At 42.8% G+C, this 13,056-nt stretch carries 6 protein-coding genes; 5 read left to right on the plus strand and 1 reads right to left on the minus strand.

Features of this window, described 5'->3' with window-relative positions:
* The first annotated feature begins 80 nt into the window (after positions 1-80).
* Positions 81-1,859: an aconitase/3-isopropylmalate dehydratase large subunit family protein gene (locus NT175_02770; GenBank protein MCX6233633.1), complete on the plus strand. Its 1,779-nt coding sequence runs from the start codon at positions 81-83 to the stop codon at positions 1,857-1,859.
* An 11-nt stretch (positions 1,860-1,870) separates the two neighbouring features.
* Positions 1,871-3,214 carry a metallophosphoesterase gene (locus NT175_02775; protein MCX6233634.1) on the plus strand — a complete coding sequence of 448 codons (1,344 nt, stop codon included), beginning with the start codon at positions 1,871-1,873 and terminating at the stop codon, positions 3,212-3,214.
* Between the two features lie 130 nt (positions 3,215-3,344).
* Here NT175_02775 and NT175_02780 read toward each other — a convergent pair whose 3' ends face one another.
* Positions 3,345-7,724, minus strand: a complete 4,380-nt coding sequence (locus NT175_02780) for a hypothetical protein (GenBank protein MCX6233635.1) — start codon at positions 7,722-7,724, stop codon at positions 3,345-3,347.
* Positions 7,725-8,150: 426 nt separating this feature from the next.
* Between NT175_02780 and NT175_02785 the strand changes: the two genes are divergently transcribed.
* From NT175_02785 to NT175_02795, 3 genes are all read left to right on the plus strand, one after another.
* Positions 8,151-9,881: a TIGR03768 family metallophosphoesterase gene (locus NT175_02785; protein ID MCX6233636.1), complete on the plus strand. Its 1,731-nt coding sequence runs from the start codon at positions 8,151-8,153 to the stop codon at positions 9,879-9,881.
* Between the two features lie 213 nt (positions 9,882-10,094).
* Complete coding sequence (locus NT175_02790; GenBank protein ID MCX6233637.1) at positions 10,095-11,297, plus strand: metallophosphoesterase; 1,203 nt, start codon at positions 10,095-10,097, stop codon at positions 11,295-11,297.
* Between the two features lie 12 nt (positions 11,298-11,309).
* Positions 11,310-12,974 carry a TIGR03768 family metallophosphoesterase gene (locus tag NT175_02795; GenBank protein MCX6233638.1) on the plus strand — a complete coding sequence of 555 codons (1,665 nt, stop codon included), beginning with the start codon at positions 11,310-11,312 and terminating at the stop codon, positions 12,972-12,974.
* The last annotated feature ends 82 nt before the right edge of the window (positions 12,975-13,056 follow it).

The raw sequence follows: 13,056 nt of genomic DNA on the forward strand, positions 1-13,056 counted from the left end.
AGCAAGGTTATGATGAGTTTTTTTTATTTAATTTTACGACCCAACTTAAATCTTGAATATTAAATTAAAATATGAATATTATGGCAGGACTGACATTTGCCGAAAAAATGCTTGGCGCCGGTGCAGGTGTCATTGTTTTTAAGAAACCCGACATTGTTATGTCGCATGATAATACGGCCAGCATTGAAAAAACGTTTCAGAAAATGGGCGGGACAAAAGTCGCCTACCCTGGTCAGTTACTTTTCATCCTTGATCACAATGCGCCGCCGGCCAGTTCTAAACTGGCCAATGATTACCAGCGTATCCGCGATATAGCCGCAGAGCAGGGGGTGAAAAAATTTCATGATGTCGGCGACGGTATATGCCACCAGCTGATGTCGCTTTATGCCCGCCCCGGCATGATCATCGTGGGCAGCGACAGCCATACATCTACAGCGGGTGCATTCAACGCTTTTGCCGCTGGCATCGACCGCACCGAAACGGCCGGATTGTGGAAACAGGGTGAAACGTGGTTCAGAGTACCCGAATCACTGAAAATAACTCTTAAAGGGAAACTTTCTAAGGGTGTTTATGCTAAGGATGTTGCCTTATGGATCATCGGTATGATTGGTTCCAGCGGTGCCGACTACCTGTCGGTCGAATTCCATGGTGAAGGCGTATTAACGCTGACTATCGCCGACCGCATGGTGCTCGCCAACCTGGCATCGGAAATGGGTGCAAAAAATGCTGTCTTCCCTTGTGATGAAGTTCTGCAGCAATGGATTGGCAGAAAAACTGCCGGAATATGGGCTGACAGCGATGCTCATTATAAAAAGGAGATGACCATCAATCTTGGAGATGTCTATCCTGTTGTAGCTGCTCCGCATCATGTAGATAATGTAAAAGCCGTATCGGAAGTGCGTGGCACAAAAATACATGAGGCGCTCATAGGTACATGCACCAATGGCCGCATTGAGGACCTGCGTGAAGCTGCCCGCATGCTCAATGGCAGGAAAGTCCCCGCTGGATTACAGTTCCTCATTATTCCGGCATCAAAGGAAATTTATCTTCAGGCCATGGAGGAGGGGCTGATTAAGAAATTCATAAAAGCCGGTGCTAATGTCCTTTCCGCCTCCTGCGGCCCTTGCCTGGGAACAGGGCAGGGGATACCTGCTGACGGGTATACCATAATATCAACAGCCAATCGCAATTTCAAGGGACGCATGGGAAATCCCAATTCGGCCATATACCTGGCATCTCCTGCCACGGTCACTATCTCAGCTTTGAATGGCGAAATCACCGACCCTCGCAATATCATTACAAACGATAAATTCCCACGGTCGGTGGAACAAAGCAAAACAGTCGTCATTGCACCCGGAGAAGATCGTTTTTCCAATGGCTCCTGGAATTATGCCGACGTGGATAACCTGAACACCGACCAGATGTTTGCAGGCAACCTGACTTATAACGTGTTGAGCTCGGAACCCGACAAGATCATGCCGCACCTTTTCAAGGGCTTTGATGACCGGTTTGCTGAACAGGTGAAACAGGGCGACATCATTATTGCCGGTGCCAACTTTGGCTGCGGCAGCTCACGGGAACATCCATCTGTTGGCCTGGCATTTGCCGGAATTAAAGCTGTGATATGCAAATCAGTCAACAGGATTTTTTATCGCTCTTCTGTTAATCAGGGATTGCCAATCATTATCCTGCCTGAGGCAGTGGATGCTTATAAACACGGCGATAAGGTTGATATAGATTTCACCAGTGGTACAGTGACTGTCGGTACGAAGACATTCCACTTCGCTCCATTGCCTGAGAAACTAAGAGGAATATTTGACGCCAAAGGTCTTGTGAATTATATAATATCAGGCAGGTAATCAGTTCTTTGATGAAAAAACGGCTCATCTATTACCTGATTATTACATTGATGCTCCTGGCAGGATTTTACCTTCTGCTGCTGAAAGTATTCCCCAAGACAGCCTCATATTATCCTGGTTTCCTGTTCCTGGCAGCCATAGACCTTTATTTCTGGAGCTCAGCAAGAAAACGTATTCGTAAAATCCGTCAACCACTGCGAAAAATTTCATCTTTTCTTTACTGGTTACCTCTTTTTGTTCTCGTTGGTTATCTAATGCTGACATTCTTCATAGGGCAAAAGGAACTCATCAGCAGTTTTGCATCTTACTTAATTGGCACAATACTTATCATTTATGTATCAAAGCTTTTACCCGTGGTTTTACTCTTTCTGGCTGACCTGTGGAGAGTGGTAAGAAGATCTTTCGATGGATTTAAAATTCTTCTGTCGGGGAATAATCCTACGTTGGCCAGGAAGATACCCCGCAATAGGCATGTTCAAAGCCTTGCATGGTGGCTGGGAGTCTTCATCTTGTGTATGTTTATTTCCGGCATGGTTTTTTGGGTACATGACTTTAAGATTAGGAATCAGGAAATTACAATCAAAAATTTGCCTTCAGTTTATAAAGGACTAAAGATTGTGCAGATTTCCGACCTGCACCTGGGAAGCTGGTGTTCTGCAAAGAGTCTACGCAGGGTCGTCAATATGGTCAACAGCCTTAAACCTGATATAGTATTTTTTACCGGTGATCTGGTAAATAATATCACGGATGAGGCATATCCGTTCGAACCCATTCTTGAACGACTACAGGCTCCATATGGTGTTTTTGCGATTCTCGGAAACCATGATTATGGAGATTATGTTGGATGGCGAACACCGGAAGAAAAGGAAAAGAACCTGCAGGACCTGGTCGATCTTTACAATCGAATAGGCTGGCGTCTGTTGCGGAATGAACACGTGATCATTGAAAAGGATAGCGCACGGATGGCAGTCATTGGCGTCGACAATTGGGGCAGCCTCGACCGTTTCCCCAAACGGGCCGACATGCACAAAGCATTGGAAAACATGGAACTGCAACCGTTAAATATCCTTTTGTCACACGACCCAAGCCATTGGGAGTATATCATATCAAAGGAATACCCCGAACTGCAGATTACCATGTCAGGTCATACCCATGGCTTTCAGTTTGGAATTGAAACAAAGCATCTGAGATGGAGTCCGGTGCAATGGGTGTATAAATACTGGGCAGGTATATATTCAACGACCAACGGAGCAGGTCAGGAGCAATATCTTTATGTCAACCGTGGTCTTGGTAATATAGGCTATCCTGGCAGAATCGGTATTTTGCCGGAAATCACTGTGTTTAAAGTCAAATAAAAGCTATAAATCCAGGGGTAAGCAATGACTCAAATTTCGCAACAAGCTACGGTGAATTTAACCAAGTCACCTCACCTCCTTGCCCCCCCTCCTCCAGGAGAGGGGGACGGGGGGTGAGGTCATCTAAAGCTTAATCGCCCTGGGATATCTGGATGGAAGTAACCTCAATGTCACCACCTTCGGCATAAAGGTTTAGCCAGCTGTTATCGTTCCGGTACCAGGGATCCTGTGCACTCACACGGATGATATAATCCGTAATATCGCCTTTGCGAATAAACTTAAGAACCACCCCTCCGGTTTTCTGTGTGCTCAGACCATAACTCAGGTAAAGCCTTGGAACCGCATCGCCGGCACTGCGCGCTTTTATCATGATATAATTATTCTTTCGTAACCGGATATCTACAGGTGTGAAGTCATATTTGATCTCTGTATTGTTTTTTATGATGACACTTGTCTTGGTGATATCAACAATGGCATGTTCCTCAAGGTATCTCCTGATATTCCTGATCTGATTCATCGGGTATGCCTCATCAGACTTAATATTCAAAGCTTCTTCATAAGCAGTGAGGGCTTCATCAAGAATTTTCTGGTTATACAGGTTATCAGCCCTGGCAATGGCTTTTGTGTAGGCCTCCTTAAGAGCCATCTCCCTGGCCAGGAGGATGGCTTCCACTTCCTTCAATTTGTCTTTGGGATATGTCTCCTCAGGCTTAATACCTATGGCATTTTGGTACTGCACCTTGGCATTTTTATAATCCTCCTGCCCAAAATATGCATCGCCCTGAGCAATGGCTTTGTCATAAGCCTCCTGTCGGGCTTTTTCATTCATCGAAAGAATCGTATTGATCTCGTTTATCTTTTCCTGGGGATATGGCTCCTCGGGCTTTATATTCAAGGCATTTTGGTATGTTGTCCGCGCGTTATCATAATCCTTCGACTGGAAGAAATTATCGGCTTTTACTATGGCATCATTGTACGCTTTCTGTTTACTGAGATCGGCAAGAATAATTCGTATCTCCTCCAGCTTGGATGCCGGATACTGCTCATCCGGGAAGATATTCAGGGCATTTTGAAAAGGAGTCAAAGCCTTTTCATACTCCTGTGACCCAAAAAACCTGTCACCATCGGCAATAGCCTGCTGGTAGGCCTTTTTCTTTAATTCAAGTTCAGCAAGAAGCTTGGTCAGCTCGCTCACTCTGTCGGAAGGATATTTTTCAAGAGGCTTTATCTCAAGTGCCTTTTTATAAGCCGGAAGAGCATTTTCAAAATTCTTCCTGTTATAGAAATCATCTGCCGTGGCTATGGCCGTCCTGTAGGCTTCTTCTTTGTTTACATTGGCCAGAATGATCTCTATATCCGATATTTTTTGTGCAGGATATGTCTCCTGTGGTTTTATTGAAAGTGCGTTTTTATAATCCGCCAGGGCACCAGTGTAATTCTTAACTTTGAATGCCTCATCTGCGTTGGCTACATAGTTTTTGTAATCGCCAAGCAGCTTTGTGATCTCGGTGATTTTTGAAGCAGGGTAGGACTCTTCAGGTTTGAATTTGAGCGCTTCCTGATATTTGATCAGGGCACCGTCGTAACTTTTGGAGTTATAAAGCTGATCCGCAATGGCAATGGCATTATCATAGCCCTGCTGATTGGCTTTTATTTTATTCAGGATATCCTCAATGTCATAAATCATGTTTTTGGGGTAGGTCTCGGAAGGTTTGATACTAAATGCTTCTTTAAATTTCAACAGGGCATTCTCATAGTCCTGGCTATTATAATAAATGGTTCCGGCAGCTACGACGTTCTTGTAGTTTGCATCCGATATTTTTTGATCAGCCAGTATTTTGATGAGTTCGCTGATTTTTTCTTTCGGGTATTGCTCATCGGGTTTTATCGCAGAAGCCTCCCTGAAAGAATTTAAAGATTCCTGATAATTTTTATCATTGTAATATTTATCTCCCTTAGTGATAGCCAATTCATAAGCAGCCTGGACTTCATTATTTTTAAGGATCAATCCGATTTCGTCTATTTTTTCTTTGGGATACTTCTCCTCCGGCTTTATTTTCATGGCTTCCTGATATAATCTTAAAGCTTCGGTATAATTGCCTGCCTTAAATAAATTGTCTCCCTGTGTGATAGCGCGGTCATACGAATCCTGCCTGAGCCGCATGTCGGCAAGGATTTTATTTATTTCAGCGACCTTGTCCTTGGGATACTGCTCTGCAGGTTTTATTCCACTGGCATCCACATACCGTGTTTTCGCCAATTCATAATCCTTCCTGGTAAACAGGTCATCACTCTCCCTGATGGCGGAATAATAAGCGTCCTGCTGTGCTTTAATCCCGGCAAGGATCTTGTCAATCTCACTGACCTTATCCCTTGGATATTTCTCTTCAGGCTTAAGCTGCACTGCTTTGCTATATTCACTTCTGGCCTGTTCATATTCCTTTAAACCGAGCGACCTGTCGCCATTCGCAATAGCTTTTGTGTAAGCTTCCTCTTGGTTTTTCAGAATGCCGACCAGCTCATTAATATTATTCAGCTTTATCTGTGGGTAGTTTTCTTCCGGCTTGATCCGCAATGCCTCCTGGTAAGCGAGCTTCGCCTTCGTATAATCGCCACTGCTGAAATAAGTGTCACCGTCAAGTACGGATTTGTCATAAGCCTTTTGCTCGGCATCCTTGTCAGCGATGATTTTTTCAGCTTCGGCAAGCTTGGTCTTTGGATAAGCCTCCCCGGGCTTTAATGATAAAGCATTCTGGTATTCTGTCATTGCCTCGGGATATTTGGCTGCCTTAAAATAATTGTCAGCAGCAGCAATTGCATTATCGTAAGCCTTATTAAGGGATTGCTCACTTGCCAGTATCTGGTTTATTTCACTTATCCTGCCTTCCGGATAAGTTTCGCCGGGTTTGAACGTAAGGGCCTTATTGTAAAATTCCAGCGCTTTTGTATAATTCTTCAGTGTATGATATAAATCAGCGGCAGAAATCGCCTCGTTATATGATTTCTGCTGTGAAGCCAGATCGCTGACATTTCTATTGATTAGGGAGATTTGGTCAGATGGGTATTTTTCACCAGGTTTGATGATCAAGGCTTCCTGATAATCATTTCGCGCGTTATCATACTCCTTTTTATTTAACAGGTCATCAGCCCTGTTGATGGCATCGGTATAAGCTTTTTCGCGTGTTTGAATATCAGCCAGGATGCTTTCAATCTCTTTTATCTTTTCCTTTGGATAAGTTTCGCCTGATTTAATGGCGGATGCATTCTGATAAGTCGTTTTAGCCTGATCATATTTCTGCACCTGTAGCAGGCTATCACCGGACGCTATGGCACGTAAATAAGAATCTTCCGTAGTTTTCGCATCAGCAAGAATCCTGGTGATCTCATCTGCCTTGTTTTTGGGATAGACCTCGCCGGGCTTCAACCCAATTGCTTTTTGATAGGCTGTAAGCGCATTCTGATAATCCTTACTCGTCAGATATTTATCAGCACTTAAAATGGTGATGTCATATTCCTTTTGTATCGCTTTCATCTCGGCGATCAGCGGATCAATCTTGCCAATCATGTTCTGTGGATACCGTTCACCAGATTTTAAGCTGGAAGCTTTCAGGTACTCAATTTTAGCTTTATCATACTGTTGTTCAATATAAAAATTGTCAGCAATGGTGATGATTTTATCATATTCTGATTTTTGGCTTTGAAGAGATGCCAGGATATTATCTATTTCTTTGATCTTGTTTTTTGGATAATCTTCATCAGGTTTCTTAATATTGGCATCGCCATAGGTTGTTTTGGCGTCATAGTAAGTTTTTTTGTTAAAAAGGCTATCAGCTTTTGCAATGAGCTTATCATAAGCCTCCTGTATGCTGCGCTGGCTGGCAAGAATCTCATTGATCTGCATGATGCGGTCGAGCGGGTATTGTTCATGTGGCTTCAGGTCGCTGGCATTCATATATTCGACCTTGGCATCGAAATAGTTTTTTACGGCATATAAACCATCAGCCTGCCGGATAGCTGCGGCATAGGCGGCTTCAACTTCCGGATCAGTCCATATCTTGCTGATCTGAGCCAGCCTGTCTTTCGGATACTGAGCTTTGGGATCGATCTTCAGTGCATTCAGGAACTCGATTCTGGCTTTTTTGTAGTCTCCGGCTTTAAACCACTGCTCCGCCGATGTTATGGCCGCCTCGAAAAGAATGTTTTTTGTCTTTTGTTCGTCAAGGAGTTTTTTAAGATTATGAATCTTTTCATTGATGTAAGCGTCATCCTGTTTGATTTTTGATGCCGATTCATAATCGAACAGAGCCTCAGAGTATTTTTCCTCCTGATAATACTGATCAGCTCTTCGCACAGTTTCGCGAAAGATGGAATCATTCTGGTTTGTCACTCCCTGTGCATACAATAGGAGTGGAACTCCATTTAAGATGATTACCAGCAGGTAAGTGTATAAAAATTTGATGAAATGATTTTTTAAATAGATGAGTAAAACAAAATTCTGACGGATATTCATCAAATTTAAGCGATTATAAAATTTAAATAAGGTGCAAAGATAAATTGCCCGGATATACATTTTATGATAAACGAAAAAAAAATGAATTTGTTTGATTCATCTTGTCGTATTATTCTGGTCAAATTCCCCGTTTCGCACTGGCTGGAACGAAACTTAAATTCAATCAACTCTCAGTATCATCTGCAATATAATCAGTTATATGCCAATTTAATATTTCATCTATTTTAATATTTGGATATCTGTCTAAGTTTGATTATCTTTGAAGCAATCTGATTCCAAATCATTTGATTTAGACAGAGATAATAATATCTGTTTTGTAAAAAATAATGTTTTTATCGGATATTCTGAAATGTACAACTGTGTTGTGATTGTCAAATTTTATGAATTATTAAGGTATTAAGGATTATTAACTTTTTAAAAAAATACATGAAAAAGAAAAACAGAATTTGGCTTTACCCATTAGTAGTAATGGGATTTGTATTAATTCTTAGCAATAGTTGCAAGAACAATGATAGCGCTACACAGCAAGCGAGCTATCCAATAGATTCTACAGTTCTTACAACAGTCGAAAGGACAATTGTTCCTGATCCCGTGCCTTCTACAGCGCCTAAGATTCTTCCTACTGAGATTTCTAAATTTGCTGAGTATGGTTATGGCGTTTGGCAATTCGGCATGGGGCTTGGTTATGAGAAAAGACTGGATATTATGCCACTTGCATATACAAATACATCGGTCACAAATACTGCAAAACTTTTGAATTTCTTTGCCATGACCGACATCCATATCAGTGACAAGGAATCTCCTGCTCAGGCAATCTTTTTTGGCTACAAAGGCGGTCTGATTTCAGGATATTCGCCGATTATGTTATATACAACTCATGTCCTCGACGCAGCCGTCCAGACGGTTAACGCCCTTCACAAAAAAAATCCGTTTGATTTCGGCATCTCTCTGGGCGATGTTTGCAACGCAACTCAGTATAACGAGCTAAGATGGTATATCGATGTCCTTGACGGCAAGAATATAAACCCCGATTCCGGTGACAAGGATGATCCTATCCCAGGACCTAATAATGATTATCAGGATGAATACAAGGCGGTGGGGCTTGATAAGACGATTCCCTGGTATCAGGCGCTCGGCAACCACGATCATTTCTGGATGGGCTTCCTGCCACCGAATGATTATATCCGAAAGAGTCTCATCGGAGAGAATATGCTCAACTTAGGCAATCCGTTCATCGATCCTCTCGGCGTAGACAGCCGTGGTTTCTATATGGGATCAATCAACGGCCGGACGCTCTATGGCGACGTTATCGGCGCGGGACCCGTCGCGGACTTCACAAGTCCCCCGAAGGTGCTCGCAGCCGATCCTAACCGCCGTTCACTTTCGAAAAAGGAGTGGATAAGCGAATTTTTTAATACATCTTCAAATCCCAAAGGACATGGGTTCAATCAAGCAGACACAGCAAATGGATTCGCCAACTATACTTTCGAACCGAAGTCGGATATACCGATTAAGGTCATTGTGATAGACGATACCCAAAGTAACGACGATCCCAACGATCCCGATGCTCTCGGCTTTGGAAAGGGCTCTTTCGGCTATGGACATGGAGAACTTGATGATGAACGTTATAACTGGTTAATCAGCGAACTTGATAAAGGTCAAGCCGAAGGCAATCTTATGATTATCGCTGCGCACGAACCGATAGGCGTCGAAAAGGTTCCATCCATGATGGCTTGGAACCCGGCCTTTGAAGCCAAACTGATTGCCAAACTTCATACATATCCGAATCTCATCCTGTGGATCGCCGGACATCGTCATCTCCATACAATTACTGCATTAAAATCACCTGATGCCGCCCATCCTGAAAGCGGCTTCTGGGAGATTGAAACCTCATCATTAAGGGAGTTCCCTCAGCAGTTCCGCACGTTTGAGATCGTCCGCAACAGCGACAATACTGTTTCAATCTTTGCGACCGACGTTGATCCGGCAGTCAAAGACGGGTCGTTTGCGGCGAAATCGCGTTCTTATGCTGTCGCCGCTCAACAGATATTCAAGCTTCCAATGACTAATTTTTCGTACAATGCAGAGCTTGTCAAACAATTGAGCCCTGAAATGCAAGCTAAAATACAGAACTATGGGACACCGGTATACAAGTAATTATTTTTCTGATCTCTTGGGTGTCGGAAAGATTTTGCTATTAAATGTGTGAATTATATAATTTTTTTCGAAAAATATATAACACTTCACAATATAAAGGAATGTAACTTGCTTTTTTGATCAAATATCCATATTTGATTGTTAATCAACATAATGAAAGGTTTTACTGAGTTTATAAACGAGCTCTAAACAACAGAGCGAACATTTATTACAATGAAAAGACAAATTATAATTTTCGTAACAGTCTGTGCTGCAACATTGAGCTCTTTCGCTCAGTTCACTTTTGTTGCTATTTCTGACCTGCACATCTCCGACACCATTGTCCCAAATAGTGACTTCAATGCACAATACTTCCAATGCGCCATCAAAGAATTTGACACCCTTGATCCAAAACCCGCATTTGTCATAGCAAGCGGGGATATTTCCGATGTAGGTAACCAGGAACCTGAAGGCATGTATCCTACGCTTACACAGTTTTTGTTTCCACCAACACTCACTAACCCGGGCATTGGCGACTATTTTATTGATTCTGCCCAGACAATTCCTATCTATTTCACCCCCGGAAATCATGATTATTGGGTGGGATTCGAACCAAATGGAGAGCCAATATCAACTGGTAATCTTCCGTATTATACGAAATATATCACTGTTGATACAGATTATGTAATCACAGCCGATTTTGCAGCGATTGTGTTTCTCCGTTCAGGCCATGACGGCCCCTATGGAAATCCTCCCGATCCGGCAAATATCGAAGGAACCGGATTCTCCAATGAACAATGCACCTGGCTCAGAAACACATTGATAATGAACAGCAACAAAAGAAAAATTATTGTCTTCCATCATCCTGCAGTAAATGCCGCCGGTACAAACTCTGATGGTACGCCATATACCGGTGAAATCTCAGATACAACTGATAACTCAATCCTGAATAACAGGACCAATTTCCTGAATATCTGCGATTCAAATCATGTGGATGTGGTCCTGAACGGCCATGAACATCAAAATGTGGTTGCAAACAGAAAGGGAGATACAATTGGGGAAAACTGGCCCAATGGTACCCGGTATGTCCAAACGGCTGCCTCATTTAACCGTTCTTACCGCATTATAACAGTTGATCCGGCATTTGTGACGGTAAGTCGTCCGATGCGAAGCTGTAGTGCAATTTATGGCGTGAATGAGTTAAGCAATACATTGAAAATCTCAATCTTTCCCAATCCCGCCAAAGATAAGCTTACCATTGAATGCAATCAAAAAGCCATGATGGAACTTTTGACCATCGAAGGGCAGATAATTAAAACAATTCAAAACGCGGGCAAAAAAATGACAATTGATCTGGTTAATTTACCAGACGGGGTTTATATAATGAAAGCAATAACTGACAAAGGAATTGCGATAAGGAAATTTATAATACAATAAACGGGAATCAACATGAAAACCCAAATCAGAACCTGGATTTACCCGCTAATGGGATTTGCTTTATTGATTACAAATAGTTGCAGCAAAGATGATGACCATGGCAATCCTATAGACACCAGGGGTTACACAACACTTGACAGAACAATAATCCCGAATACCATTTCTCCATTTCCGCCACTAATTTATCCTTTCGAAATAGCAAAATACACGGAATATGGTTATGGTGGCTGGCAATATGGTCAAGGAATACCTTATCAAAAAAGGTTGGATATTATGCCAACCGGATATACCGGCACATCGGTTACAAAAGCTTCAAGCCTTTTGCGTTTCTTTACCATGTCCGACATTCATCTTTGCGACAAAGAAACACCCACTTCAGCCATCTGTTACTCATACAAGGGAGGTGGTAGTCCCTCAGGATATTCAGCGTCTATGCTATTGACAACACAGATGCTCAATGCTGCAGTGCAAACGATAAACGTCCTGAATAAGCAAAGTCAGTTTGATTTTGGCATCTCCCTTGGTGATGATTGCGACAACACGCAGTACAATGAATTAAGATGGTTCATCAATGTTCTTGACGGCAAGTCAATAAATCCCGATTCCGGTGTCAAGGATGATCCGATCCCCGGGCCGAATAATGATTATCAGGATCCATATCAGGCGGAAGGGCTTGATAAGTCGATTCCCTGGTTTCAGACGCTCGGCAATCACGATCATTTCTGGAAGGGTTCATACCCTGTGACCGATAACTTTCGGCCAAATTATACCGGGTTGGATATCATAAATTTAGACAATCCTCTGACCGGACTTGATGGCAGAGGTTTTTACATGGGATCAATTGACGGACGGACGCCTTACGGTGACATTATAGGCGTGGGTGCTACCGCAAATTTCCAAACACCTCCGCAAGTGCTTGCAGCCGATCCGGACCGCCGTTCGCTCAGGAGAGATGAGTGGATTAACGAATTTTTTAATACATCTTCAAATCCGATAGGGCATGGATTCAGTCAATCCAATGCAAACACAGGCTTTGCCTGCTATGCGTTTGAACCAAAGATGGGCCTGCCTGTTAAGGTCATTGTTCTCGATGATACCCAGCAGGACAGTGATCCCAATATTGGTGGCTATGCGCATAGCTCTCTTGATTGGGATCGTTTTAACTGGCTTATAGGTGAACTTGATAAGGGTCAGGCTGAAGGTAAGCTTATGATCATAGCTGCTCATGTACCAATAGGACTTGGACCTGGATTGTGGAACACTGACGCTCTAATTACAGAACAGCAATTGATTGACACTCTTCATAACCACCCGAATCTCATCCTGTGGATCTCAGGACATCGTCATATAAATGCAGTTACGGTACAACCATCAACTGATCCAACCCATCCTGAGCTTGGTTTCTGGGAGGTTGAAACTCCATCATTAAAGGATTTCCCTCAACAGTTCCGCACCTTCGATATCGTTCGGAACAGCGACAATACTATTTCAATCTTTGCTACCGACGTTGATCCAATAGCCAATCCGGGGTCTTTGCCCGCGTTATCGCGTTCATATGCTGTGGCATCTTATCAGTTATTCAACATTCAGGAACCTTATTTGCCTTCCGGTGCATACAATGCAGAACTTGTAAAACAGTTGACTCCGGAAATGCAGGCTAAGATTCAGAACTACTGAACACCCGTAACTTAGTAACTATATTCATCTTTGCTGTGAAAAGGGTCTTTTATAATTTACTATTTGATTTTCATCCTTTAAA

The organism is Bacteroidota bacterium, from assembly GCA_026391695.1.
Classification (GTDB): domain Bacteria; phylum Bacteroidota; class Bacteroidia; order Bacteroidales; family JAGONC01; genus JAPLDP01.

Coding starts and splice junctions, on each gene's coding strand:
- NT175_02770 (MCX6233633.1), top strand. CDS start 81: ATGGCAGGACTGACATTTGCCGAAAAAATGCTTGGCGCCGGTGCAGGT.
- NT175_02775 (MCX6233634.1), top strand. CDS start 1,871: ATGAAAAAACGGCTCATCTATTACCTGATTATTACATTGATGCTCCTG.
- NT175_02780 (MCX6233635.1), bottom strand. CDS start 7,724: ATGAATATCCGTCAGAATTTTGTTTTACTCATCTATTTAAAAAATCAT.
- NT175_02785 (MCX6233636.1), top strand. CDS start 8,151: ATGAAAAAGAAAAACAGAATTTGGCTTTACCCATTAGTAGTAATGGGA.
- NT175_02790 (MCX6233637.1), top strand. CDS start 10,095: ATGAAAAGACAAATTATAATTTTCGTAACAGTCTGTGCTGCAACATTG.
- NT175_02795 (MCX6233638.1), top strand. CDS start 11,310: ATGAAAACCCAAATCAGAACCTGGATTTACCCGCTAATGGGATTTGCT.